The sequence below is a fragment of the Pseudoalteromonas sp. MMG006 genome (assembly GCF_018101025.1).
Classification (GTDB): domain Bacteria; phylum Pseudomonadota; class Gammaproteobacteria; order Enterobacterales; family Alteromonadaceae; genus Pseudoalteromonas.
The window spans coordinates 124,370-149,860 of sequence record NZ_JAGJEJ010000009.1 but is presented as its reverse complement, the minus strand read 5'-3'; the positions used below and the strand labels follow the sequence as shown (position 1 = coordinate 149,860).

The following is a 25,491-nucleotide window of genomic DNA, read 5'->3' as shown; positions in this document are numbered from 1 at the left end:
TCAGTCGAAGGACTTTAAACTTAATAAAAATAAGAAAATTGAAAAGAATTTTCTTGGTGACAATAGCGTTTTGGACCCACCTGATTCCATGCCGAACTCAGTAGTGAAACGAAACAGCGCCGATGATAGTATAGCATTTGTTATGTGAAAGTAGGACATTACCAGGATTTAATTAAGAAAACCCGTTACAGCAATGTAACGGGTTTTTTGCTATCTAGGATTAAGTAGATAACAATACCCCATGCCGTATTCAGTAGTGGGCTATCCTGCACACCTTGTGCGCCGAGGGATTTGTATAACTATACATCAAACAATACAGCTCGAAGGCGAGCCCCTTACAAGGCCGTCCCGATACTAAAATAGTATCCCATTTCACTGTGACTCTCCACCGCTGTGAGTACTACGACATTGCCAGGAATTAATTAAGAGAAACTCGTTACAAAGATGTGGCGTTTTTTGCTTTCAATTTAAAAAATCTCACCTTTGAATTCATCAACAAAACTAGGTGCGCCTCTTGGCGCGTGCTAAAATCCAATTTTTACCAATGACGATATAGAGGTCTAGATTGCCGACTGCCGATTACCAAAAGGTGCTTGATGAGATAGCACATGAAGTACGTCCTTTGTTATCGCAAGGGAAAGTAGCTGATTATATACCTGCGCTTGCTGAGGTTGATCCTGAGCAGTTTTCTATCGCCATTTACACCACTGATGGTGAAACTATATGTGCAGGGGATTGCTCTAAACGTTTTACTATTCAATCTGTTTCTAAAGTAATGACTCTTACTATGGCCTTGCAGCGCTATAGTGACGAGCTTTGGCATAGGGTGGGCAAAGAGCCTTCTGGTACTGCGTTTAACTCTTTAACTCAGCTAGAGTTTGAAAAAGGGATCCCACGAAACCCATTTATTAATGCTGGTGCAATAGTTACATGTGATGCGCTATATAGTCGTTTATCTGCTCCTCGTCACTCAATGCTTGAAACGTTTAGGTTACTCTCAGGCAATAGCACTATTGTTGTTGATAAAAAAGTAGCTAACTCTGAATATGAATTTAGGCACAGAAATGCTGCCATGGCGCATTTAATGAAATCGTTTGGCAATTTTGAAAATGACGTTGATGATGTGCTTTGGTCGTACTTTAATTTTTGTTCAATTGAGCTTAATTGTGTTGAGCTTGCTAAGGCGTATAACTTTTTAGCTAATAAAGGGATTGATTTTAGCTCTGGTAAACGTGTGCTATCAAGTAGACAAAACAAACAGCTTAACTCACTTTTATTTACAAGTGGGTTATATGATGCTGCTGGTGATTTTGGTTATAGGGTTGGTATGCCTGGTAAATCAGGGGTGTCAGGAACTATTTTAGCGGTATTACCGGGTAAATTTACAGTGGCTGTGTACTCTCCGGGGCTTAATAGTTTTGGGAATTCAGTGGCGGGGATAGCAGCACTAGAGCTGCTATCTAAAAAGCTCGATATTTCAATTTTTTAAAATACCGATAGGGGGGCTAATTTAGCTCCCTATGTTATTGCTCCCAATACACTTGTTCAAGGCAGTCTTCGCGCTCTGGTAAGCCACGGGATAAACGTGGAGAGTGCTGAACTAATACTTCATAGCTTGCACGGTTTGCATATTTACTAATTTGCGCAAGAGATGAGTAAGTAATGGCCTGTTGCTGATGCTTCGCTGAGTTCGCCACGTTTAATTTATGGTAAACGTTAGCTGATAAATCATGTAATACCGCTGCTAAAGCGCAATCGCCAGCACCGTTTGTATTTTTGATTGAATCAGGGCCACCCATAAATGGTGCCGTATGGCTATAAGCTCTAATTGGTGTTTTACAGTCTTCTTTTCGCATAGCGCGAGAAAACTCATAACGGTTAAAGTCTGGTATAGCTCCTGGCAATAACGGGTACTCAGTTTCACGCTTGAGTTCGTCATCAACATAGCCTGCCATAAACAAGCCTTTTTCACCTGCAGTACAAATAACTAAATCTACCCAGTCGAGAGCTTTATCTGCAGCAAGAAGAGGGTCTTCACAACCTGTAATTGCAAGGCCTTCTTCTTCGTTCATAGCAAGTATATCTACATGGTTATTAACAAAGTTAGCCCACCAAGTAGGATCTTGCTCAATAAGGAACTTGGTACCAAGAGTGAGTACTACCGGTACGCCAGCATCGTTGGCATACTTTACAGCCTGCATGGTCGCTTCGGTCATTGTCTCATTACCTTGAGTACGCATTAAGTAAGCGCTTATAACCAAAGCTGATGATTTCTCAATTAGCTCTTTGTCAATTGACTCAGGGCGTAAGTGATTCATTAATCCGGCGCTAATAGCAAAAGTACGCTCGCCAGTTTCATCAATAAGTGTGAAACAGCGACCTATTGGCCCATCAACAGGTTGAAGGTAATCTAAATCTACTCGGCTTGAGGTATTACACAAAAAGCGGTAAGCGTAGCTACCTATTTTTATGTTTTCACTCATTACACCAAGTAAAACAGAGCGGTCATCTGCAAGTACTGAGTAATTGTGCATCGTGTTACCTATGGTTCCACCTGCAAACTCGTAGTCAACCATGTCGTTTAATTTTAAACGGTCGTATAAGGCGTTTGTAATATCGCTATCAATAACTTGCGACATACCTCTGCGCAATTGAAACTCGTCTAGGAAAGCTTGATCAACTTTTGCCTCTATATCAACAACGATTTGATCGATGCCCGTAATATAACTACGTTGTAATCGCTCTGTTGCGTTAAGTTGATTGGTAAGTGGATCTTTGGCTTCCACTGGAAAATAATGTTTATGCCTGCGGCGTCCAGGAAATTTCATTTGCTACCCGTGTTGTGAGCTAAATAAAAAAAGCGTGAGATTATAGCGTAAATCACTAGCTATGAGCCATGACAAACCACACTATTTTGTTTTATTTTTGCAATAAACCAATCTCAAAGGCACTTTATTAACCTAAGTTGGTATAATTAGAGCATAAAAAGTTAATTAAGTTGATTGAATGAACGAGCCAATTGATGATTCCTACTGGATGGAATTAGCCTTAGAGTATGCACTTAAAGCACAAGCACTTAATGAAATCCCTGTTGGGGCTGTTGTTGTAAAAGATAATAAGCTTATAGCAGCGGGGTATAATCGCTCTATTACTGATAACGATCCTTCTGCTCATGCCGAAATGATAGCCGTGAGAGAGGCGGGCAAAGTACTGAATAATTACCGTTTAATCGACTGTACTTTATATGTAACACTTGAACCGTGTTCTATGTGTGCGGGTTTATTAGTTCACAGCAGAATTAATCGCTTAGTATTTGGTGCCTCAGATGCAAAAACGGGTTCGGCAGGATCAATTATGAATTTACTGCAAGAGCCTAGGTTAAATCATCAGGTTGAAGTATGTGGTGGGGTATTAGCTCAACAATGTGGGAATACTATTTCTGAGTTTTTTAAAAATCGTCGAGCGCAAATTAAAGCAGCCAAAAAAGCTGCTCGTGATGCTCAAATAGATAAGCCTTGCTCAAGTTAACTGGCAAGTGGCTCTGATATTGGGGCTTCCATTTGCTGCATTGCAAACATGCGGCGGCGCCAGATTATTTTTTTATGTAAACCACGTAACATAATACGACGGCGAGTAGCGGTTGAATATATTACATTTCTTTTTAGTTTTTGCGTGCGTCTACGTTTTAGCATGTGTTCTCCTAATGCGTGAAAGTGAGAAAGGCACAAGGTATATCTGTATAAAAGTGCAGATATACTATTAACACACATTAGTGATCATTTGATGACAAGTAAACAGCTTTTTAATTTTCCTAGTTTTTGTTTTTAAAGTAATTCGATTATTTATAGAAATTTGGTCTTACTGATTACTTTCCTCTTCTTTTACTTTGCTTTGAGGCGCTGCTGGTTCAGTTTTAGCTGGTTCAGTAGGCGCTGGCTCTTTTTGTACTGGCTCAGGCTCAGTTTCAGGTTCCGGCTCTGGAGCAATAGCATTGTTTTCATCAAGCCAAACGAGTGCGTCGTAATATCTGCGAATATTATCAACATATTTTACAGCCACATCTCCACGGGCATAGCCATAACGTGTTTTACGGTAATAACGCTTTTTAATTAGCAGCGGTAGGCGTTTTTTTACATCGGCCCACTTATCAGGGCTTGCCCCTTGCTGCTCAGTGATAATACGTGCATCGTTAACATGTCCCCAACCTACATTATATGCCGCCAATGCTAGCCACGTGCGATCTGGTTGTGGAATACGATCGGGAATACGCTTAATGAGTTTACTCAAGTACTTAGCGCCACCGCGTATGTTTTGCTCAGGCTCTAATCTATTGGTAACTCCTACTTGCTTGGCTGTGCTGCGCGTTAGCATCATAATACCACGCACACCGGTTGGCGATTTGGCGCGTGGGTTCCACATCGACTCTTGATAACTCAATGCTGCAAGCAAGCGCCAATCGAGAGTACCAGCATATTGCTCAAACCAAGGTCTGTAAGTAGGGAGCGTCTCTTTTATTGCCTCAATATAGGCAAGGGTATTAACGTAGTTAAATTGGCGCACATGGCCAAAGTACTTCTCTTCGAGCACGTAAAGCTGGTTACTTTGCTTTACATCACCAAAAAATGGCACCAATAACGCGTACAAAGAGTCATCTTTTGATTTATTAAGTATCCACGCGATCGGGTCGTTATGTAATACAGAAAAGCCAATACTTAAATTAGGGTGGTAGCGCCTGAATAGCGATAATGTATGGGAGTCAGCTAGCGTGTAATCTATTTCACCATCTATAACGGCTTGAAGTAACTCCTCTTCATCAAATTCTTCGCTTTCGGTCCAGGTGAGTGATGGATTGTTTTTCTTAATTTTTTGTAGGGTAAGCGAATGGCTACTTTTAGCTATTACAGTAAAGTTACCATCTAAATCATCAAATTCTCGCGGACGAACGCGCCCTTGCTTATAAACAAGTTTTTGGCTAATTGTTCTGTAGGTGGGGCCATATCTATATTGCTGCGCGCGTGCTTTATTGTATGTAAGGCCTGAGGCAATTAAATCTAAGTCGCCACTTTCAAGGCGAGCAAACATGTCTGATAAATTAAAAAAGGGGACTATTTCAAGTTCAACACCTAGGTAATCGGCAAAAGCTTGAGAAAGCTCATATTCAAAGCCTTGCTCGCCTTGAACTGCTTGATAATAATTACTGGCACTAGCCAGCGTGCCCACACGTATTTTGTTTTGCTCTTTAATTTGGGCAAGTTGGGTTGACTGTTCTTGCATATCACATGCACATAACAGCATAACTAAAGTAATGATTATTATTAGTTTTTCTTTGAACATTGAGAGCCCCTTTAACGCGCCAGCACCCGTTATAGCAAAACTTAGCCATTTCGTCACTTTCCCTTTTATTTTATTAGCTGAAACGGAATATAAATAAAGCTAAAAAGTTAATTTTATGAAAAGCGCAATTTGGAGTTAAATCTGGATGCTACTTAGACTATAATGTCGCCCTAAAATATCGTTCAATCCCTAACCCCGGATGAAATTATCTATGTTGATCCTTCGTGGTGCACCAGCACTGTCAGAGTTCAGAGTTAATAAAATTTTAGCGCGTTGCAAACAATCGCAACTTCCTGTCACTAACGTATATGCCGAGTATGCTCATTTTGCCGATTTAACATCGCCTTTGAGTGTTGATGAGCAAACCAAGCTTGAAAAGCTATTAACTTACGGTCCTACTATTGCCGAGCATACCCCAGCTGGCACATTAGTACTTGTTACACCTCGCCCTGGTACCATTTCGCCTTGGGCTTCTAAAGCAACCGATATAGCGCACAACTGTGGCCTTAAACAGGTTCACCGCGTAGAGCGTGGTATTGCTTATTATATAGAAGGTGAACTAACTACAGAGCAACTTGCACAAGTAACGGCGTTATTACACGACCGTATGACTGAAGCAACTCATACTGAGCTTGCAGCGGCAGCGCAGTTGTTCCGTAATGATTCTCCGCGTGAAATGTCCTCAGTTGATATTTTAGGTGGTGGTCGCGAAGCGTTAGCTGCCGCAAACGTTGAGCAAGGTTTTGCCCTTGCCGATGATGAAATTGACTACCTAGTAGAGAACTTTAAAAAGTTAGGCCGTAATCCTAACGACATAGAATTGTTTATGTTTGCCCAAGCAAACTCAGAGCATTGTCGTCATAAAATATTTAATGCTGATTGGACAATTGACGGTATTGAACAGCCAAAATCGCTGTTTAAAATGATTAAAAATACCTTTGAGCACAACCCTGAAAATGTATTGTCGGCGTATAAAGATAACGCGGCAGTAATGAAAGGCTCAAAAGCGGGTCGCTTCTTCCCGAATGCGCAAGGTGAATATGCGTATCACCAAGAAGACATTGAAATATTAATGAAGGTAGAAACGCATAACCATCCAACGGCTATAGCACCGTTTTCGGGCGCGGCTACCGGCTCTGGTGGTGAAATTCGTGACGAAGGTGCAACAGGGCGTGGTTCTAAGCCAAAAGCAGGTTTAGTTGGCTTTACGGTTTCTAACTTACGTATACCAGGGTACGAGCAACCGTGGGAAAGCGACTTTGGTAAGCCTGGTCGTATAGTAAATGCCCTTGATATTATGATGGACGGCCCACTGGGTGGCGCTGCATTTAATAACGAGTTTGGTCGTCCTAATTTGTTAGGTTATTTCCGCACGTACGAAGAAAAAGTAACAAGCCACAATGGTGAAGAGGTACGTGGTTACCACAAGCCTATTATGCTTGCCGGTGGCTTAGGTAATATTCGCTCTGATCATGTTCAAAAAGGGGATATTCCAGTAGGTGCAAAACTAATTGCGCTAGGTGGTCCTGCAATGAACATTGGTTTAGGCGGTGGTGCAGCATCAAGTATGGCATCGGGGCAATCAAACGAAGACCTAGACTTTGCCTCTGTACAGCGTGAAAACCCAGAAATGGAACGTCGTTGCCAAGAAGTAATCGATAAGTGTTGGCAGCTAGGTGATGAAAACCCAATTGCATTTATACATGATGTAGGCGCAGGTGGTTTATCAAATGCATTCCCTGAGCTTGTAGATGATGGTGGTCGTGGTGGTAAATTCCAACTACGCGATATTCCTAACGATGAGCCAGGTATGGCACCACACGAAATTTGGTGTAACGAATCGCAAGAGCGTTATGTGCTGGCTGTAGCTGTTGAAGACTTTGATCGTTTTGAAGCAATTTGTAAGCGCGAACGCGCACAGTACGCAGTAATTGGTGAAGCCACAGAAGAGCGCCATTTAACTGTTGCTGATAGCCACTTTGATAATAGTCCTGTTGATTTACCGCTAGATGTATTGTTAGGTAAAGCGCCTAAAATGCACCGCGATGTAACATCTCAGCAAGTAACAGGTACTGCCATTGATACAAATGCTATTGACGTAGCAGATGCCGCGCAGCGCTTATTACGCTTACCGACAATTGCAGAAAAAACATTCTTAATTACCATCGGTGACCGCTCGGTTACCGGTTTAGTAGCACGAGATCAAATGGTTGGCCCGTGGCAAGTGCCTGTTGCTAACTGTGCGGTTACCGCGGCAACGTACGATACTTACCACGGTGAAGCTATGTCACTCGGGGAACGTACTCCGGCGGCACTATTAAATTACGGAGCTTCAGCGCGTTTAGCTGTGGCAGAGTCGTTAACTAATATTGCCTGTGCAAACATTGGCAGCCTTGAGAACATTAAGCTATCTGCTAACTGGATGGCTGCAGCGGGTCACCCAGGTGAAGACGCAGGCCTTTACGAAGCCGTAAAAGCGGTAGGTGAAGAGCTTTGCCCTGCACTTGGTTTAACTATACCTGTAGGTAAAGATTCTATGTCGATGAAAACGACATGGAAAAACGAAGACGATAGTGCTGAGCAATCAGTAACATCGCCGTTATCGCTTATTATCACAGCCTTTGGCCGTGTTGACGATGTACGTAAAACAGTAACTCCACAGTTACGCACTGATAAAGGCGACACATCGCTTATTTTAGTTGATTTAGGTGCTGGCAAAAACCGCATGGGTGCATCAAGCCTTGCACAGGTTTATAAGCAACTTGGTGATGTTACACCAGATGTAGACAGCCCTGAGTTACTTAAAGGCTTTTATAATGCTATGCAAGCACTTGTAGCAGATAGCAAACTACTTGCTTATCATGACCGTTCAGACGGTGGTTTATTTACTACCGTAACTGAAATGGCATTTGCTGGGCACACCGGTGTGACTGTTGATTTAGATGGTTTAACAGGCTCAGACTTAGAAGCGCTTTATAACGAAGAGCTAGGTGCAGTAATTCAAGTGGCTAACAGCGACTTAGATGCCGTAAATGCAGTGTTTGAACAACACGGTGTAGCTGCAATTAGTCACGTGATTGGCTCGCTTAATAGCGACGATAGCATTGTATTTAACCGCGGCGAGCAAACGGTACTTAATCATACTCGTACAGAATTGCGTACTATTTGGGCCGAAACAACGTACCAAATGCAAGCACGTCGTGATAACCCCGAGTGTGCTAAGCAGGAGTTTGATGCCAAGTTTGATGTAAAAGATCCAGGCTTAAACGTCAAACTTAACTTTGACTTAAACGAAGATATAGCTGCGCCATACATTGCAACGGGTGCTAAACCACAAATGGCTATTTTACGTGAGCAAGGCGTTAACTCGCATTTAGAAATGGCTGCTGCGTTTAACCGTGCTGGTTTTGCCGCTGTTGATGTGCACATGAGCGATATCCTCGAAGGGCGTTTAACCCTTGAGCAGTTTAAAGGCTTAGTGGCGTGTGGTGGTTTTTCTTACGGTGACGTATTAGGCGCCGGTGAAGGTTGGGCTAAGTCTATATTGTTTAACGATATGGCACGCGATCAGTTCCAAAACTTCTTCCACCGTGAAGACACCTTTAGTTTGGGTGTGTGTAATGGTTGCCAAATGTTATCAACGCTTAAAGAGTTAATTCCAGGTACTGAGCATTGGCCTCGTTTTGTAACTAATAAATCTGAGCGTTTTGAAGCACGCTTTAGCTTAGTAGAAATACAAGAGAATCCGTCTGTGTTCTTCAGTGGTATGGCGGGATCGCGTATGCCAATTGCTGTATCTCATGGTGAAGGCCATGCTGAGTTTGCAAATGATGCTGCCACTCAAGCTGCGCTTGAAAGCGGTACTGTCGCGGTTAAATTTGTTGATAACTACGGTAACCCCACAACGCAATACCCGGCTAATCCGAATGGTTCACCAGAAGGTATTACTGGTATTACTTCTACTGATGGCCGTGCAACAGTAATGATGCCGCACCCAGAGCGTGTATTCCGCGCTGTAGCTAACTCTTGGCACCCAGATGAGTGGAAAGAGGATAGCCCGTGGATGCGTATGTTCCGCAATGCACGTAAAAATGTAGGCTAGTGATCACAATCACTCCCTATACAAGCTAGATTCATAATCTAGCTGTAAAATAAAAAAGGCTGCCTGCGCAGCCTTTTTTGATTGCGTAGATTTAAAATTACGATATTTTGTTAGGTATAAGGCTAATTAAGGATAGTATGTTAAAGCGCGTTGGTTTAATTATGGGTGCTGTATTGCTAAGCATAGTATTGCTTGGTTATGTATTTCGTTTGCCATTATTACAATGGGCTGTAGCGCCTGCGCTTGAAAAAGCGGGCGTTACTTTAAATTGTTTAGACTTTTCACTTACCAGCAAGCTAAATGTGCATGTACAAAAAGCGTGCTTGAGTTACCAAAACCAAGAGCTTGTTGTTACAGGTATAACCGCTAATACTCGCTATATTGAAATTAAACATGCGGTGCTTAATATAAATCCACTTCCTCAAAGTAATAAAGTAAGCAGCCCAGCAGCAATTTTAGATCTAGCCCTTCCCGAAAAAAGACCGACAATTACAGTTGAGCAACTAATTATAAACAGTGAGTTTTTAAATCAGCCTTTCATGCTAAGCATTAACGAGCCTAAACTTAACCAGTTTGTAGTAAGTGGTGACTTAAGTGCTAGCGCAATGCTTTATAATAATGTACAAGGGCAGTTTAAAGTTAATGATGGATTGCTTAAACAGTTACTTAAAACAGATAACGAGCTTTTAAATGGGCTTAGCTTTAATGCAGCGCAGGCATTTAGCTTTAACGGGGTAGAGACTAGCCTCACCGGTAATTTACAGGTGCGGTATGACTATAAATTTCAAAACTGTGATATTACAAATAATACCAAAGGAGTGCTAAGCGCTGCGTATAATTTAAATACCCAAAAGCTTTCACTTGACCCAAGCAAGCTTAAAAACAATGTAACGCTTGGTAATAACTGTCAATCTCTTATTCCTGAAGGTGACTACAAGGCCTTTGCAGTTAAGCAACTTCCCCTTAATTGGCAGTGGGCTTTACCTAAACCAATAAGCCTAGTAGATAATAATTTAACCTTGCCGTTAATAACGCTTACAAGCGATGAGCAAAGCGAGCAAGAGATAGACATAATTTTTACAGATACATTTGTTAATACTACTACACCGTTGCAAAGTGCGCGCATGCAGCTTAAAGCGCAGCTACACACTGATGATATAAATGTTGCAGCGCTAAATACGCAGCTTGAAAACGCACAACTAAGTGGCAATTACGATATTGCGCTTACCGCTTTGCCTGAATTTTTACCGGCTGATGCTAATAATGTAAAAGCCGCAGGCGACTTTACACTTACTCAACTCGTTGACTCTAAACCCGTAGGTAAAGTAAGTACTACATTTAGCTTTGACAAAGCCGTTGCTTATGGCACTACTATTAATGCTTACACAGGTAAGCTAGTGGCAAATATGAGTGAAAAGCTCGATGCAAACGTGGTTTTAAAAAGTGAGTTTAAAAGCGCTCAATACGATGAGTATAAGCTCACTGGCATTAACAATACCCTCAGTGCAAAGGCAAACTTAGGCGTGGGTGAGTTATTTGCTCATTTATCAGCGAATACTCAAATAAGTAGACTGACAAGCCCCAGTATTGATTTAGAAAATATAAATGTGGATTCAAAAGGCTTGCAAAGCAGAGCGCTTAAAGCGTCTCATCATGTATTTGTAAACGGTATAGAGCTGGTGGCTAATCACCATATTTCAAAAGTAGAACACCCGTTTGAAGTAATAATCCCGCAGCAAAATGTACTTTCGCTAAATTCAATTATTAGCCAATTTGAGCCGTTAGCTCAACTCACTCAAGGCGAGTTTGGTGGGCGAATTAGTGGCGATGTTAACTTACAAAAAGCTAATTTTAATTTAACTGTTGATGATACCAGCGCGCTTTATAATGATTACTTAGCTAATCAGTTTAGGGTGCAACTTAGTGGGCAATATGATTCATGGCAGCTTAATGTTGAGCCTACTACCTTTAACGTTAATGAATTAAGAGCGGGCGCGGTAGTTAATAATATTAATGGCAAAATAAAAATGGTGAGTAATAGAGCGCAAGCATTTGATATAAGTGGCAATGTGTTTGGTGGGGCATTTGAATTAGATAAATACTCGCTTTTAAAATCGCAGCAAACAGCTAATGTTACATTTGAAAATGTTGATGCCAGCAAATTAATAACGCTTGACGATAAGTCGGGTATTACCCTAACAGGTAGGCTAAAAGGGACGTTGCCATTTTATTTTGATGAAACAGGGGTTGAGGTAAAAAATGGCAGCCTAGCTAATCAAGGCCAAGGGAAGCTTATTATTAGTAATAACGAAGCGTTTGACTCTGTTATGCAACAGCAACAAGAACTACAGCCTGTTCTGAGCTTACTTAAAAACCTTGATATACAAAAACTTAATAGTACAGTAGCACTTAAAAGTGATGGCTGGTTAAATTTAGGTGTTAACTTACAAGGCTTTAATGAGCCACAACAGCAGCAAGTTAATTTTAACTATAACCACGAAGAAAACGTGTTTACGCTACTAAGAGCGCTAAGATTAAGTGACGAAATAACACAAAAAGTTGAGCAGCAATATTCTCAAAAAGGAAACTAATGATGAAAAATTCGTTAAGCATTAAGGCGATCATTGCCCTTGCTGCTATTAGCGCATTGAGCGCATGTACACACAGAGTAGAAGTAGCAGCTAAAGAGCCAATAACTATCAACCTTAATGTAAAGGTAGATCACGAAATTCGTGTAAAGGTGGATAAAGAACTCGATACCCTGTTCAGTGACGACAGTGAATTATTTTAGGAGCTAAATGATGACTATAAAAAATAAATTAAGTATTGCCACTTTAATTGGTGCAGTGTGTATGTCGTTTTCGGCGTGGGCGATTAGTTTAGATGACGCTAAAAACCAAGGCTTAGTGGGTGAGAACAGTTCGGGTTATTTAGGCTTAGTTGTACAAAATAGCGAGGCGAAAGCCGTTGTCGAAGAAATTAATGCAAAGCGCAAAGCTCAGTATTTAAAACTAGCTAAAAAGAACAATTTATCGCTCGCCCAAGTAGAAGCACTCGCAGCGGCTAAAACTATCAAAAAAACCCAAAGCGGTCATTATGTTGAAGTAAATGGCAGTTGGGTTAAAAAGTAATATATTAACTGAGTTACTTAAAAACCGAGTGATTATACGCTCGGTTTTTTTATGCCTTCTAAAAGCTGCTGCCAAAAGTCGATACCTTTTCGCCTAGCAAGTTTAATATTGTGCTCCGGAATAGATTCTGGCTCGTCGTAGCTTTCAAGCGCTTCGCTCATACTTAGTTCGCGAATTAAATGCAGTGTAGGATAGGGGGCTCGGTTTGTGTAATTTGCGGCATCATCTTCATCGCTGTCGGCAAATACGTAGTCAGGGTGAAAATTAGCAATTTGGTATTTACCTTCAAAGCCTTGTGCAACCAGTAGCGCGTTGGCTAAATCAACTAAATCTAAAAAGTCTTCAAAATCGCTAAAGCCTTTATCAAACAGTATTAATGTGGTTTCGCGCTCTGGATTTTGATCAAGCTGCGTGCATTGCTCAAGCATATCCATTACCGCATCATCAATTTTTACTGCTGGGCTAAGCACATAATGAATGCAGTTGTTCTCAACTTCTTTGCGGGCAAATGGGCAAAAGTTATATTTTACAATAACCGACGATACCCACTCACGGGTTTGAGTAATAGCTAAATTGGTCATGCTTGTGGCTCTAAATACTGATTAATTATGGTTAATGTTTTTTTAATGGCGCCCTGGTTTTTTAATACGCACTGCTGCGCTTTATTCCCTAAGGTTTTGCAGGCCTTAGTGTTTTGGCTGAAATTAATTAATTGTGTAGCAAGTTCATCGGTATTTTCAACAACTACAGCGCCTTTTAATTTTATAAGCTCAGGATATACATGATCGAAATTATACGTATGAGGGCCAGTTATAACACCAACTGAAAAAGCTGCAGCTTCAAGTGGGTTATGCCCGCCGCGGCGAATTAAACTACCGCCTACATAACTTACATCACCAGCCCCATATAAACATTGCAGCTCGCCAAGTGTATCGGCCAATATTACGTGCTCATTTTGATAGTTATTGTTGCTACGACGGCTAAAGCTCAGCGGGCTTTGAGCTAACGTGTCGGCTACTTTATCAAACTGTTCAGGGTGTCGAGGGGCAATAACTAAAAGTGCATTTGGGTATTTTTTTAATAGTTGCTGGTGGGCATTTAATATCATTTCGTGCTCAGGTGGATGAGTAGAGCCTGCTACCCATACAAACCGCTCTTGGGTTTTATATCCTGCTTTAAGGTTTGCAACTGAGGCTAGCTGCTCATTGCTTGGGCTTATATCAAACTTAATTGAGCCTGTAACATGGCTTTTTGAGGGGGTTAAACCGAGCTCAATAAACCGCTCTGCATCTTTTTTATTATGACTTGCAAGTACCGTGATTGAACGCATAATTATTTGCGTTAACTTAGCAACCTTTTGATACCCTTGTTGCGATTTTTCGCTCAAGCGTGCATTAAGTACCAATACCGGAATATTTTTTTTATGGCTTATTGCCATTAAGTTGGGCCAAAGCTCGGTTTCTAATATGCATAGTGCTTGTGGGTTTATACGTTTTAAAAATCGAGCGGTCGAAAAAGGAAAATCCATAGGTAAATAACTACACGCCACGGTATTTTTAAATTGATTAATTATTTGCTCGCGCCCGGTAGGCGTATTGCAGGTAATAAGTATATTGAGCTGCGGGTGTTGTTTTTGCAGCGCTTTAATAAGTGGTGCAGCTGCAAGCACCTCACCTACAGAAGCGCAGTGCACAACTAACGGTTTGCCTTTACTTGTACATAAGCTTTTGCTCACAAAGCCAAAACGCTCTTTAAAGTGTGCGCGGTAGCCTTTGTTTTTTTTACCTCTTAATACATATAAGTAAAATACAATCAGCGGGCTAATTAAAATTAATGCGAATGAGTAAAAAATGCGTGCCATACTGAACTTTTATTGAGGTAAGTGCCCTTAGTTTAACGCGAAAGTGATAATTTCTGAACATGTGAAGCACTAAATTATGCTCCAGTTCAGCTATATTCCTATAAAATGCACACAACTAAATAAAACTGTGGAATAATGGATTTAATTTTTTCCTGCCATTTCAGTTCCTAGAGGAATTTTTCATGTCAATTATCGATTCTGTGGCAACAAGCTACGTTGAAAGTTTAAACCGTCATCAAGCCTTATTTGAAACGATGGAGGCTTATCATCAAGAGTCTATGCAGTTATTAGAAGCATGCCATAGTGCATTACAAGCTGGTGGTAAGGTTATTTGGTTTGGTAACGGCGGAAGTGCAGCGGATGCTCAGCATTTAGCGGCCGAATTTGTAGTACGTTATAAATTAGAGCGCGGACCGCTTGCGTCTATGGCATTAACAACCGATACGTCAATTCTTACTGCGCACAGTAACGACTACCATTTTGATACCGTGTTTGAGCGCCAAGTTCAGGCGCTTTGTAAACCAGAAGATTTAGTCATTGGTTTAACAACCTCAGGTACCAGTGCAAATATTAATTTAGCACTTGAAGCCGCCAATAAAATTGGGGCATTTACTGTTGCATTAACAGGCCGTGATGGCGGAAAAGTAAAAGATATTGCCAAGCTGCCAATTATTATCAAAAACGATGAAACAGCACGCATCCAAGAGGCGCATATGTTTATTGGCCATTGGTTATGTGAAGCCATAGATATGGTTGTTGCGGAGCAGCAGTAATGGATTTATCGTTATTAAAAAACTTATCTAAAGCACGTATTTTAGTGGTGGGCGATGTAATGCTTGATCGCTACTGGTACGGTGACACTGGGCGTATTTCGCCAGAAGCGCCTGTACCTGTTGTTAAGGTAAGTAAGTTTGAAGACAAAGCCGGTGGCGCAGCCAATGTTGCTAAAAACATTGCTAGGCTTGATGCCAAAGTTGGGTTACTTGGCTTAATTGGTGAGGATGAAAGCGGGCAAATTTTAGAAACAATTTTAAAAGGTGAAAAAATAAGCTCACAGCTTGTGAGCGTATGTGATTTACCCACTATTTCTAAAATGCGCGTTATTAGCCGCCATCAACAACTTGTGCGCCTTGATTTAGAAGAGACATTTACTGAGCAGCATAGTCAGCTGTTATTAAATCGCTTAGAGCTGGTGCTTGATGAGTACGACTTTGTAGTGTTTTCTGATTACAGTAAAGGCTCACTCAGTTTAATTAAAGAAATGGTGAGTATTGCAAAAGCGGCGGGTAAAACCGTACTTATCGATCCTAAATCGCCAGACCTACACTTGTACGAAGGTGCAGACTACATAACGCCTAACTTGCATGAGTTTAATTTAGCGGGTGGTAAAACAGGCTCTGAAGAAATTTTAGCGCAAAGTGCCCGTGAGTTGATTAGTAAAAATGGTATTAAAGCCATGCTACTTACACGCTCAGAGCAAGGCATGTCACTAATTGATGCCGATGAAAAACACGATTTTGCAGCTCAGCAGTTAGAAGTAAGCGATGTAACTGGTGCAGGCGATACGGTAATTGCAACTTTAGCTGTAATGCTTGGTGCAGGTATGGCCCCTAAAGATGCGGTAGAAATTGCCAATTTAGCTGCGGGCATTGTGGTAAGTAAACTGGGGGCAGCTACAGTGTCACCAGAAGAGTTAAGCCAAAAGCTTGGCCAATACTTACACACTAATGGTGAGCACTATCAAACCCCATTTGATGATGTGCTGCAGCATATTGAGTTTGCAAAACAAAACGGCGAAACCATTGTATTTACCAATGGTTGTTTTGATATTTTACACGCAGGCCACGTGCGCTACTTAGCACAAGCTAAAGCGCGCGGCGATAGGCTCGTTGTAGGGTTAAATAATGATGAATCTATTACCCGTTTAAAAGGCCCTGAGCGCCCAATAAACCCACTTGATGAGCGCGCAATGGTATTAAGTGCACTTGCCTCTGTTGATTGGGTAATCCCCTTTGGCTGCGCTGAGGAGAACGACACGCCCGCTAAATTAATCGAGCAAATTAGCCCTGATATTTTAGTAAAAGGTGGCGATTATACTGTAGAGCAAATAGCAGGGGCCGATCATGTCCTGCGCCATGGTGGAAAAGTAGAAGTGCTGACGTTTTTAGATGGTTGCTCTACATCAAAAGTGATTAGTAAAATAAAGCAGTGATATAGATATTTGTTTCAAATAAAAAGGGTTGAAAACTGCGTTTTCAACCCTTTTTATTATTACGCATACAATTTTTTAAAAGTTATATTCGTACTTAGCAAACGCTGATGTGTCGTTTTCAGCGCCATCATTGTTCGATGCAAAAGTGCCCAGTGTTAAACGTCCACCCATTGCAAGCTGTCTGTAACGCAGTTCAACCTGTTTTGAGTTATAACCCGTTTTAGTAATTGTATTACCTAAATCTGGATTACTAGGATAGCGGTCACGATTATCGCTGTTGTAATCAACACTACGAAGCTTTACTTGCCAGTCATCGCCGTTTGAAAGTTGACCAAGCACTGTTAATACCACTGATTGTGCATCGTTATCAAAGGTTGAACCTATGGTGCGTCCATGGTAACGATAGCCCGATTTATAATCTGTGTGTTCGTAATAGCAGTTTTCATTGTTTGATTCTGCTGAGCAAGATACACCTGTGTCTATGTATTCTACGTTCACGAGTATATTTTGGCTGTAAATACGTTGGGTCGTTTGTACACCAAATAAGTAAGCGCGATCGGCTGGTTTGAATTGAGAGCTGGCATCTTCGCCAATTGTACTGACATAAATGGCATACGGGTGACTAAATAAGGTATCAGACCAACGAACGTCAATACCGGCAAGCTGATTACCTATCTTAGAATCTAAGGCACTATCGCAATTTTCATTGCCGTCAATACAGTTAGTTTGCCCAGTAATAACATCAATAAAATCACCTGCTGAGCTTGGTTGACCTTCACCGGCCCACTGCGCAGACCAGCTTAAGGCAACTTCAAGCTGTTGGACTGGGCGGAAATTAACACGGCTACTCCAAAGTAGCGCATCAGGTATTACACGGGTTGATTCTAGCTTTGCCATTTGGGCGGTAAAGCTCCATTGACCAAGCCAACTTAACCAAGGCGTTTCAAATGCCGTGCTTTGCTCACGCGTAACACTAAAGGCAGGTAAAGGCTTAGCATTACCCGACATAATTAAGCTATTATCAACACCGGGTCCCCAAAACTGTTCTACTGCGCCAGCTCTAAAAATCCAATTCCCTAAGCGATATGCTAAATAGCTATCGTCAAGAGAGGTGTCATTACAATCTTCAAGCGCTTGCTCGTTGGCGGCTATATCATCTATTGTTTTGCCAACAACTAAGCATTGCTTACCATCGTTTCGGTAGTTTATAGCAACTTTAGCTGCAAAATTATCACCAAGGTAGGCGTAAGCTGCTGAAAGCTCAGATTCTTGTGTGTTGGTGGCCCCAAAACTAGTGGCTACAATTGGGTCTGATGCGGCAAACGCAGAAAGTTGCACACTGTGCGAGCTACTATTTTCTGATTTATAACGGTGTTTTACGCGAAGAAGAGCATCCTGTAGGCTTGGTGCTAACAATTCAAGCTTGGTAGATTCAACTTCGCCAATAAAGCTTTTCCACATTAGTGGATAGGTGGTTACGGGCGCTAAAATAACACCAGCATCAGCGAGCTGTTGAATATCGGCTCTGAGACCGTAGTCGTCTGGTTTTACCCAGGGCTCTGCTGTTACTGATGCGCTCATAGCGCAAAAAAGAGAAGAAAGTAGAAAGATTCTATTTCGCAAAGTTCAGATCCTTGTGATTAAGATTGCGACTAAGTTTACCAACCTCGTGCGGCTATTGCAGTAAATAATCAAAAGAATAGCGTTAATTTAATGTATAAAAATGTAACCTATCTATCGCAAAAACTAAGGTGTTGATATACTGCTGTACAAATAGGAAATAGAGAATGCAATGAGCAATAAACGACTTATATTTATACCCGTATCATCACCGCAAGGAATTGGTGAATACATGCGCTCGTTGTTGTTAGCTCAAAGCCTTGAAAGCGAATGCTCAAATCCCCTTGATATACATTTTATTTTAAATAAGCATGCTATTTACGCAAAAAGCTGCCCATTTGACACAACTTTACTTGAACATTCGCCAACAAAAGAGCTTGATAAGGTATGTCGATTTATAACGGAATATAAACCAGATGTTGTAATCTTTGACTGCGCAGGGCGCGCTGCACATATGAAGGCGGCTAAAAAAGTCGGCGCAAAAGTAGTGTTTATTTCTCAGCACGCAAAAAAACGTGCTAAAGGCTTAAAACTTAATCGTATTAATTTAATAGATAGTCATTGGGTAGTGCAACCCGATTATTGTATTGAGCCACTTAGCTGGGCAGAAAAAACCAAAATAGATATGTTTTCGCTAGCTATGCCCCAAAATGTGGGGCCTTATATCGCGTTTTCTTCAAAGCAACAAACTCAGCAAGTTTTAGATAGTTATAAACTCGACAAAAAAGATTATTTTATTGTTAGTGCAGGATCTGGAGGCCATATATTCAATGGCGAAAATTGCGCAGATATTTTTTTTGCTGCTGCAGAGCAAATATCGGCTAAGACAGGGTTAAAGGGTATAGTGATCTTTGGCCCTAACTATAGTAAAACTTTACCAAAATCGAGAGCTGTAATTAATCTCCCAAGTATGGATAACAGTGAGTTTTTATCGCTGTTGGAACAAGCTAAATTTGCACTATTAGGTGCAGGCGATACCCTATTGCAAGCTATTGCTGTGAAAACTCCTACTGTTGCTTGTGCTATTTCAAAAGATCAGAATGAACGTCTAACTAGCTGTGAAAGTACAGGTGTAGTACTTAAAGCTAGTTTTGATAAAAGCGACATAGTGAGTAAAGTAAATGATCTACTTTTAGAGCCTCATTTTGAAGAGCTTTTAAATAAATACTCTCAGTTTGAAACCGCACAAGGATATAAAGTTATTACCCAAGGCGTAAAAAAAATGCTGATGGAGGCAAAATAGTGAATGTTGTAATTGTAATAGATTCTTTAGCGGGTGGCGGCGCTGAAAAAGTAATGCTTACCCTTGCCGAGCAGCTTATTAAGGATCATTGTGTAACCATATTGTCTTTAGCTAATAAATTTGAATATACAATTCGTGAGCAATTAAAGGTTGAAAGTTTATTTTCTGATAAAGCGACTAAAGTAGACCGTTTTTGGAAGATAAATAAAAGTGTAGCAAAGTTAGAGGCCTGGTTTAGTTCTAAACAGCAGGAAATAGGCGTGATAGATTTAGTGCTTTCAAACCTTGATAGAAGTAATAATTTACTCGCTAAAAGTGCAGTTAAAAATGTGCATTTTATTATGCATAACTCAGTAAATGCAGAGCTTGCGAGGCAAAAAAAGTTAGGGCCGTTTTCATATCGCTATCTTAAAAAATCAAAGCAAAACTTAAATGGTAAGTCACTAGTTTGTGTATCAAAAGGGGTAGAGCAAGAAATCACCCAAGGCGATTTAATTATGCCAAGTGCAATAACCACTATTTATAATCCATTTAATTTAGAAGATATCAAGCGTCAGTCTGATGAGCTTAATACGAAAATCCCTAACTCTCCTTATTTAATTCATGTGGGTCGTTTAGCTAAACAAAAACGCCACGATATTTTATTTAAAGCATTTGCAAAGCTTGATAAGAAATACAAATTGGTACTTTTATGTAATAAACCAGCAAAGGCATTTAAGCTTGCAAAAGAGTATGGCATTGAAGAACAGCTGATTGTGCCAGGGTTTGAGCAAAATCCTTATAACTGGATTAAACACGCGCAGGCGCTAGTTTTAAGCTCTGATTTTGAGGGGTTTGGTAACGTTTTACTCGAAGCACTAGCCGTAGGTACGCCTGTAGTGAGTACTAACTGCACCTTTGGACCAAGCGAAATACTAACTGGCGAACTGGCGAACTACTTAGTACCTATAAGAAATAGCGAACAATTAGCACTTAAAATAAAGCAAGTTTTAGCAAATAAACCTAATGTAGAAAATGCGGAAATTTTGCAAAAAGTGAGTGCTGAACACGTTGCCCAGCAGTATTTAGCTTTACGTCGTTAGTTTTTGTTTATAAAGAGTATGCAAAGTTTCCCAGTCGTTACTTTGCCAGTAAAAGTTATTATTACGGCCTTGTTCTTTTAAAAATGAACGCGCAAGGCGAGCTATATTAGCTTGCTGCCACTGTGCGTTTGGCTGCTTAATTTCACCTCGGTCAAAATCGATAATATATACGTCGTCTTTTTCATTAAATAAAATATTATTGATATTTAAATCGGCGTGATACACCCCTTTTTTATGAAATTGCGCAATAGTGTTGGCTATATTTTCAAGCTCACTACTATTTAAAGGACGCTCAATTAAAATGTCGAGTAGGCTTTTAGCGCCGCTTATGGCTTGTGTAATTATATCTCCTCGGTAAATCAAACCACTTGTGCTTACTTTAGCTGCAATGGGTTTTGGCACATTTAGGCCAAGCTCAATAAGTTTAATCATTAAGCTAAACTCTTTATACACTCGGGTGCTTTCAAGGCCTGGATAAAAGTATTGATCGCTTAATACCTTGCCAACCAAACCGCCACGCCAATAATGCCTAAGTACAGCGATTAAATTATCGTGTTTAAAAAACCATGCTGTAGCACGACCTTTTTTAGCGCCTACTATTTTATTTTGCTGTTGCCAATAATTTGCATCAAACCAGTTTATATCAATAAGGTTAAAATAATCTGGGTGGCTTAAAATAGTGTGCTTGCCTTGCGTTAGTGTTTTAAACATAGCTCGTTAAAATAATTCAATAAGATGTCTATATTAACGTGTTTTATGGCGCAGGATAAGTGCTTGCATTAACGCGAGTATAATTTAAGATCCCAGCATACTTATTTAAAGCCTAACGGAATGCGTGACTCAAGTGTCTAATTACTCCTCTATTTGTATTTTAAGACTCTCTGCTATTGGTGATGTATGTCATGCGGTGAGTGCTGTTCAAGCAATTCAAAAAGCGCACCCTAATGCAAATATAACGTGGGTAATGGGTAAAATAGAAGCCATGTTACTTGCTGATTTACCAGGTGTTGAGCTGGTGGTTTTTGATAAAAAACAAGGTAAGGATGCACTTAAAAAATTAAAAAACACCTTTAAAGGCAAGCAGTTTGATGTACTTCTTAATATGCAAGTGGCACTAAGAGCAGGCTTTGTTGCGCGCTGTATTCCGGCTAAAGTAAAATTAGGCTTTGATTGGGCGCGCTCAAAAGAGCTGCACAGCTTATTTATAAATAAACGTATAGCCCCACAGAATGAGGCACACGTATTAGAGGGCTTTAAAGGTTTTGCCAATGCAATTGGCGTAGATGATTATATGCCTTCTTGGCAGATGCCTTATAGCGCACAAGATCAAAGCAAAGCCGATGAGTTATTAGGGCAAGAGTATTTAGCCAACAAGCTATTTGTTATATCGCCAGCTGCAAGTAAAGCTCAGCGTAATTGGTTGCCTGAACGCTATGCCGCACTTGCTGATTACGCGAACGAGCAGGGTTTTAACGTTATTTTAACGGGCGGACCTACCGAGCTTGAAATTAACTTAGCAGACAATATTATAAAACACTGTAATAGTCCTATTTTAAATCTTGTTGGTAAAACAAAACTTAAAGAGTTGTTATGCGTTTTAAAAAGAGCTGATTTAGTACTAGCCCCAGATACCGGCCCGGCTCACATGGCGGTAACCGTTGGCACGCCTGTTATTGGTTTATATGCCCACTCAAACCCAGCACGCACAGGCCCTTATTTATATCAAGACTACGTAGTTGAGGTTTATCACCAAAATTTACTCAAACAAACAGGTAAAACTGCGCAGCAAGTACCGTGGGGCACTCGCGTTAAAGGTGACGATTTAATGAGTCAAATAACCATAAATAGCGTTAAAGCAATGTTCGACCATGTTGTAAAAAAAGAGTCACTGTGATGAGTTTACAACAAAATAAAGCGCTTTTTTTAGACCGTGATGGGGTTGTAAATGTAGATCACGGCTACGTATATCAAAGTGAAAAGTTTGAATTTATTGATGGTATTTTTAGCACCTGTAAAAAATTTTATGATGCGGGCTATAAAATTATAGTTGTTACAAACCAATCAGGCATTGGGCGTGGTTATTATACCGAGGCTGATTTTATAGCGCTTACCCAGTGGATGAAAACGCAATTTAGTAACCACGACATTAAAATTGCCGATGTCTATTTTTGCCCGCATCACCCTAAAAAAGCGTTGCCCGAATATTTAAAGCAATGTGATTGCAGAAAGCCGGCCCCTGGAATGTTACTACAAGGCATTAAAGAGCATAACATCAACCCCAAGCACTGCATTATGGTTGGCGATAAACTTAGCGATATGCAAGCTGCAAAAAAGGCGCATATTGCTACACGCGTTCTTGTACGTTCAGGTCAATGCTTTGATGAAAACGCAAAGCAACACGCTGACTTAGTAATTGATTCAATAAATGATTTACCTGCGTTTATAACCCTATAAACCTAACCTGTTTATTCGCGTGTAAAGTGGCAGGAATTCCTGCCAATTCGCATGTTTTCTATAAACTGCAAACCGTGCATTTTACTCATGAAACTTTTACAATACCCACCATATTAAACAGTACCTGTTTACCCGTTCAATTAAATGGAGACCACAGATGAGAGCATCTGCTTTTTTTAGCCAGCTACAGCAGCAAATTGAAGACGTAAAAACCGAAGGTTTGTATAAAAACGAACGTATTATAAAGTCTCAGCAACAAGCAGAGATAGAAGTTGCATCAGGCAAAGTAATCAACTTTTGCGCCAATAATTACCTAGGTTTAGCCAATAGCCCAGAGCTAATTAAAGCAGCTCAAAATGGGTTAGACGACCATGGTTTTGGTGTTGCATCGGTACGCTTTATTTGTGGCACGCAGGATATTCATAAAACACTTGAGCAAAAAATTAGTGCATTTTTAGAAACCGAAGACACCATTTTATACTCTTCTTGTTTTGATGCTAACACAGGCTTGTTTGAAACAATTTTAGGTGCGGAAGATGCCATTATTTCTGATTCATTAAATCATGCATCAATCATTGATGGCGTACGCTTATGTAAAGCTAAGCGTTTTCGTTATGCAAACAACGACATGGCCGATCTTGAAAAACAACTTATTGCTGCAGACGAAGCCGGTGCTAAAACAAAACTAATAGCCACTGATGGCGTGTTTTCTATGGACGGCGTAATTTGTAATTTAGAAGCCGTGTGCGATTTAGCCGATAAGTACGACGCACTTGTAATGGTTGATGACTCTCACGCGGTTGGCTTTGTTGGCGAAAACGGTAAGGGTACACCTGAGTACTGTAACGTACTTGACCGAGTAGATATAATCACTGGTACTCTAGGTAAAGCACTCGGCGGTGCCTCAGGTGGTTATACATCGGGTAAAAAAGAAATTGTTGAATGGTTACGCCAGCGCTCTCGTCCATACTTGTTTTCTAACTCTTTGGCGCCTTCGATTGTTACAGCATCAATTAAAGTACTAGAAATGCTAGAAAATGGCGGTGAACTTCGCGCTAAGCTTTGGTCAAACGCTAAATACTTCCGTGAGCAAATGGAAGCTGCAGGCTTTACCTGTGCAGGTAAAGACCATGCAATTATCCCTGTTATGTTAGGCGACGCTAAAGTAGCATCACTGATGGCTGATAAATTACTTGCAGAAGGCATTTATGTGACTGGTTTTTCATTCCCAGTTGTACCAAAAGGCCAAGCCCGTATTCGTACGCAAATATCAGCAGCGCATAGCATTGAGCAATTAGATACCGCAATTGCTGCCTTTACCCGCATTGGTAAAGAAATGGGTGTTATTTAAATTTTTCATAAACCGAGGCCAGTCCTCGGTTTTTTAGTTGAGTGTTAATGATGAAAGCATTATCTAAATTAAAAGCAGAACCGGGCATTTGGATGACAGATGCGCCAAAACCAGAAGTTGGCCATAACGATCTGCTTATTAAAATTCGCAAAACGGCTATTTGTGGAACCGATGTCCATATTTACAAATGGGACGAATGGGCAAGTAAAACGATTCCTACTCCTATGGTAGTTGGCCACGAATATGTAGGTGAAGTGGTTGATATGGGGCAAGAAGTTCGTGGTTTTGCTGTTGGCGACCGCGTATCTGGCGAAGGCCATATTACTTGTGGGCATTGTCGAAACTGCCGTGCTGGGCGTGTTCATTTATGTCGTAATACCACAGGTGTTGGCGTTAACCGCGAAGGCGCTTTTGCAGAGTACCTGGTGATCCCTGCATTTAACGCGTTTAAAATTCCAGATAACATTTCTGATGAGTTAGCGTCTATTTTTGACCCGTTTGGCAATGCTGTACACACAGCACTTTCGTTTGATTTAGTAGGTGAAGATGTCCTTATAACAGGCGCAGGTCCAATTGGTATTATGGCTGCAGCCGTTGCAAAACATGTAGGTGCACGCCACGTAGTAATTACTGATGTAAATGAATATCGGTTAGAGCTTGCCCGTAAAATGGGGGCTTCACGTGCTGTAAATGTAGCCAACGAAAAGCTTGAAGATGTAATGATCGATTTAGGCATGACAGAAGGCTTTGATATTGGTCTTGAAATGTCAGGCGTGCCAAGTGCATTTAATTCTATGCTCAATAACATGAACCATGGTGGTAAAATTGCCATGTTAGGTATTCCGCCATCAGATATGGCGGTAGATTGGAACCAAGTTATTTTTAAAGGCTTAGTGATCAAAGGCATTTACGGTCGTGAAATGTTCGAAACCTGGTACAAAATGGCAAGTTTGATTCAATCAGGTCTTGATCTAAATCCAATCATAACGCATCAGTATTCTGTAGATGACTTCCAAGCTGGCTTTGATATGATGATTTCAGGTCTGTCAGGAAAAGTAATTTTAAACTGGGATTAATTCCACAAAAATTACAAGAAGGGCG

The 25,491-nt window shown here is 40.8% G+C and carries 21 protein-coding genes and 1 rRNA gene; 15 read left to right on the top strand and 7 right to left on the bottom strand.

What is annotated here, in order from left to right; translation table 11 throughout:
- Nucleotides 1-52 precede the first annotated feature (52 nt).
- Nucleotides 53-167: ribosomal RNA gene (gene rrf, locus J8L73_RS11060) — 5S ribosomal RNA — on the top strand.
- A gap of 398 nt (nucleotides 168-565) precedes the next feature.
- Nucleotides 566-1,489 (top strand): glutaminase B, encoded by a 924-nt coding sequence (gene glsB / locus J8L73_RS11055; RefSeq protein WP_211017066.1) that lies wholly within the window; start codon nucleotides 566-568, stop codon nucleotides 1,487-1,489.
- Between the two features lie 34 nt (nucleotides 1,490-1,523).
- On the opposite strand, the gene J8L73_RS11050 is transcribed toward glsB, so the two are convergent.
- A complete protein-coding gene (locus tag J8L73_RS11050; protein ID WP_211017063.1) occupies nucleotides 1,524-2,828 on the bottom strand; it encodes an inosine/guanosine kinase in 1,305 nt (434 codons plus the stop codon).
- 178 nt (nucleotides 2,829-3,006) lie between these two features.
- Between J8L73_RS11050 and tadA the strand changes: the two genes are divergently transcribed.
- Complete coding sequence (gene tadA / locus J8L73_RS11045; RefSeq protein WP_211001775.1) at nucleotides 3,007-3,528, top strand: tRNA adenosine(34) deaminase TadA; 522 nt, start codon at nucleotides 3,007-3,009, stop codon at nucleotides 3,526-3,528.
- Here tadA and J8L73_RS11040 read toward each other — a convergent pair.
- Complete coding sequence (locus J8L73_RS11040) at nucleotides 3,525-3,692, bottom strand: hypothetical protein (protein ID WP_165491322.1); 168 nt, start codon at nucleotides 3,690-3,692, stop codon at nucleotides 3,525-3,527. The genes tadA and J8L73_RS11040 overlap by 4 nt on opposite strands.
- Before the next feature lie 166 nt (nucleotides 3,693-3,858).
- Entirely contained in the window at nucleotides 3,859-5,334 is a 1,476-nt protein-coding gene (gene mltF, locus J8L73_RS11035) for a membrane-bound lytic murein transglycosylase MltF (RefSeq protein WP_211017061.1), read from the bottom strand.
- Nucleotides 5,335-5,545: 211 nt separating this feature from the next.
- On the opposite strand from mltF, the gene purL reads away from it, so the two are divergent.
- The 4 genes from purL to J8L73_RS11015 all read left to right on the top strand — a co-directional run bounded on the left by purL (nucleotide 5,546) and on the right by J8L73_RS11015 (nucleotide 12,567).
- Nucleotides 5,546-9,436, top strand: a complete 3,891-nt coding sequence (purL, locus tag J8L73_RS11030; protein ID WP_211017059.1) for a phosphoribosylformylglycinamidine synthase — start codon at nucleotides 5,546-5,548, stop codon at nucleotides 9,434-9,436.
- A gap of 137 nt (nucleotides 9,437-9,573) precedes the next feature.
- Entirely contained in the window at nucleotides 9,574-12,027 is a 2,454-nt protein-coding gene (locus tag J8L73_RS11025) for a YdbH domain-containing protein (protein WP_211017057.1), read from the top strand.
- Nucleotides 12,028-12,029: 2 nt separating this feature from the next.
- Nucleotides 12,030-12,227: a YnbE family lipoprotein gene (locus J8L73_RS11020; protein ID WP_010556932.1), complete on the top strand. Its 198-nt coding sequence runs from the start codon at nucleotides 12,030-12,032 to the stop codon at nucleotides 12,225-12,227.
- Between the two features lie 10 nt (nucleotides 12,228-12,237).
- A complete protein-coding gene (locus J8L73_RS11015; RefSeq protein WP_211017082.1) occupies nucleotides 12,238-12,567 on the top strand; it encodes a YdbL family protein in 330 nt (109 codons plus the stop codon).
- A gap of 32 nt (nucleotides 12,568-12,599) precedes the next feature.
- Here J8L73_RS11015 and J8L73_RS11010 read toward each other — a convergent pair whose 3' ends face one another.
- On the bottom strand, nucleotides 12,600-13,148 hold the full coding sequence (locus J8L73_RS11010) for a DUF1415 domain-containing protein (protein ID WP_211017055.1): 549 nt from the start codon (nucleotides 13,146-13,148) through the stop codon (nucleotides 12,600-12,602).
- Entirely contained in the window at nucleotides 13,145-14,428 is a 1,284-nt protein-coding gene (gene waaA, locus J8L73_RS11005; RefSeq protein WP_211017053.1) for a lipid IV(A) 3-deoxy-D-manno-octulosonic acid transferase, read from the bottom strand. Before waaA ends, J8L73_RS11010 begins: the two co-directional genes overlap by 4 nt.
- 182 nt (nucleotides 14,429-14,610) lie before the next feature.
- On the opposite strand from waaA, the gene J8L73_RS11000 reads away from it, so the two are divergent.
- A complete protein-coding gene (locus J8L73_RS11000; protein WP_211000904.1) occupies nucleotides 14,611-15,201 on the top strand; it encodes an SIS domain-containing protein in 591 nt (196 codons plus the stop codon).
- Entirely contained in the window at nucleotides 15,201-16,640 is a 1,440-nt protein-coding gene (gene hldE, locus J8L73_RS10995) for a bifunctional D-glycero-beta-D-manno-heptose-7-phosphate kinase/D-glycero-beta-D-manno-heptose 1-phosphate adenylyltransferase HldE (protein WP_211017052.1), read from the top strand. Before J8L73_RS11000 ends, hldE begins: the two co-directional genes overlap by 1 nt.
- A gap of 75 nt (nucleotides 16,641-16,715) precedes the next feature.
- Here hldE and J8L73_RS10990 read toward each other — a convergent pair whose 3' ends face one another.
- The gene (locus J8L73_RS10990; RefSeq protein ID WP_211017080.1) at nucleotides 16,716-18,221 is read right to left on the bottom strand and encodes a capsule assembly Wzi family protein; all 1,506 of its coding nucleotides are present in this window, start codon (nucleotides 18,219-18,221) and stop codon (nucleotides 16,716-16,718) included.
- Nucleotides 18,222-18,432: 211 nt separating this feature from the next.
- Here J8L73_RS10990 and J8L73_RS10985 point away from each other — a divergent pair, with 211 nt between their 5' ends.
- Together J8L73_RS10985 and J8L73_RS10980 are read left to right on the top strand one after the other, a co-directional pair.
- Nucleotides 18,433-19,503, top strand: a complete 1,071-nt coding sequence (locus J8L73_RS10985; protein WP_211017050.1) for a glycosyltransferase family 1 protein — start codon at nucleotides 18,433-18,435, stop codon at nucleotides 19,501-19,503.
- Nucleotides 19,503-20,585, top strand: a complete 1,083-nt coding sequence (locus J8L73_RS10980; RefSeq protein WP_211017047.1) for a glycosyltransferase — start codon at nucleotides 19,503-19,505, stop codon at nucleotides 20,583-20,585. The genes J8L73_RS10985 and J8L73_RS10980 overlap by 1 nt, the downstream gene beginning before the upstream one ends.
- Here the strand turns inward: J8L73_RS10980 and J8L73_RS10975 are convergent.
- Nucleotides 20,574-21,296 carry a 3-deoxy-D-manno-octulosonic acid kinase gene (locus J8L73_RS10975; RefSeq protein WP_211017046.1) on the bottom strand — a complete coding sequence of 241 codons (723 nt, stop codon included), beginning with the start codon at nucleotides 21,294-21,296 and terminating at the stop codon, nucleotides 20,574-20,576. The genes J8L73_RS10980 and J8L73_RS10975 overlap by 12 nt on opposite strands.
- Nucleotides 21,297-21,420: 124 nt before the next feature.
- On the opposite strand from J8L73_RS10975, the gene J8L73_RS10970 reads away from it, so the two are divergent.
- From J8L73_RS10970 to tdh, 4 genes are all read left to right on the top strand, one after another.
- A complete protein-coding gene (locus J8L73_RS10970; protein ID WP_211017043.1) occupies nucleotides 21,421-22,479 on the top strand; it encodes a glycosyltransferase family 9 protein in 1,059 nt (352 codons plus the stop codon).
- A complete protein-coding gene (gene gmhB, locus J8L73_RS10965; protein WP_211000898.1) occupies nucleotides 22,479-23,039 on the top strand; it encodes a D-glycero-beta-D-manno-heptose 1,7-bisphosphate 7-phosphatase in 561 nt (186 codons plus the stop codon). Before J8L73_RS10970 ends, gmhB begins: the two co-directional genes overlap by 1 nt.
- Before the next feature lie 157 nt (nucleotides 23,040-23,196).
- Nucleotides 23,197-24,390, top strand: coding sequence for a glycine C-acetyltransferase (locus tag J8L73_RS10960; protein WP_211017041.1), 1,194 nt, complete (start codon nucleotides 23,197-23,199; stop codon nucleotides 24,388-24,390).
- 50 nt (nucleotides 24,391-24,440) lie between these two features.
- Nucleotides 24,441-25,466, top strand: a complete 1,026-nt coding sequence (gene tdh, locus J8L73_RS10955) for an L-threonine 3-dehydrogenase (RefSeq protein ID WP_211017078.1) — start codon at nucleotides 24,441-24,443, stop codon at nucleotides 25,464-25,466.
- The last annotated feature ends 25 nt before the right edge of the window (nucleotides 25,467-25,491 follow it).

Excerpts from the sequence above, each read along its gene's own strand:
- J8L73_RS11050 (WP_211017063.1), bottom strand. The coding sequence starts at position 2,828 with ATGAAATTTCCTGGACGCCGCAGGCATAAACATTATTTTCCAGTGGAA.
- tadA (WP_211001775.1), top strand. The coding sequence starts at position 3,007 with ATGAACGAGCCAATTGATGATTCCTACTGGATGGAATTAGCCTTAGAG.
- J8L73_RS11040 (WP_165491322.1), bottom strand. The coding sequence starts at position 3,692 with ATGCTAAAACGTAGACGCACGCAAAAACTAAAAAGAAATGTAATATAT.
- mltF (WP_211017061.1), bottom strand. The coding sequence starts at position 5,334 with ATGTTCAAAGAAAAACTAATAATAATCATTACTTTAGTTATGCTGTTA.
- purL (WP_211017059.1), top strand. The coding sequence starts at position 5,546 with ATGTTGATCCTTCGTGGTGCACCAGCACTGTCAGAGTTCAGAGTTAAT.
- J8L73_RS11025 (WP_211017057.1), top strand. The coding sequence starts at position 9,574 with ATGTTAAAGCGCGTTGGTTTAATTATGGGTGCTGTATTGCTAAGCATA.
- J8L73_RS11020 (WP_010556932.1), top strand. The coding sequence starts at position 12,030 with ATGAAAAATTCGTTAAGCATTAAGGCGATCATTGCCCTTGCTGCTATT.
- J8L73_RS11015 (WP_211017082.1), top strand. The coding sequence starts at position 12,238 with ATGACTATAAAAAATAAATTAAGTATTGCCACTTTAATTGGTGCAGTG.
- J8L73_RS11010 (WP_211017055.1), bottom strand. The coding sequence starts at position 13,148 with ATGACCAATTTAGCTATTACTCAAACCCGTGAGTGGGTATCGTCGGTT.
- waaA (WP_211017053.1), bottom strand. The coding sequence starts at position 14,428 with ATGGCACGCATTTTTTACTCATTCGCATTAATTTTAATTAGCCCGCTG.
- J8L73_RS11000 (WP_211000904.1), top strand. The coding sequence starts at position 14,611 with ATGTCAATTATCGATTCTGTGGCAACAAGCTACGTTGAAAGTTTAAAC.
- hldE (WP_211017052.1), top strand. The coding sequence starts at position 15,201 with ATGGATTTATCGTTATTAAAAAACTTATCTAAAGCACGTATTTTAGTG.
- J8L73_RS10990 (WP_211017080.1), bottom strand. The coding sequence starts at position 18,221 with ATGAGCGCATCAGTAACAGCAGAGCCCTGGGTAAAACCAGACGACTAC.
- J8L73_RS10985 (WP_211017050.1), top strand. The coding sequence starts at position 18,433 with ATGAGCAATAAACGACTTATATTTATACCCGTATCATCACCGCAAGGA.
- J8L73_RS10975 (WP_211017046.1), bottom strand. The coding sequence starts at position 21,296 with ATGTTTAAAACACTAACGCAAGGCAAGCACACTATTTTAAGCCACCCA.
- gmhB (WP_211000898.1), top strand. The coding sequence starts at position 22,479 with ATGAGTTTACAACAAAATAAAGCGCTTTTTTTAGACCGTGATGGGGTT.
- J8L73_RS10960 (WP_211017041.1), top strand. The coding sequence starts at position 23,197 with ATGAGAGCATCTGCTTTTTTTAGCCAGCTACAGCAGCAAATTGAAGAC.
- tdh (WP_211017078.1), top strand. The coding sequence starts at position 24,441 with ATGAAAGCATTATCTAAATTAAAAGCAGAACCGGGCATTTGGATGACA.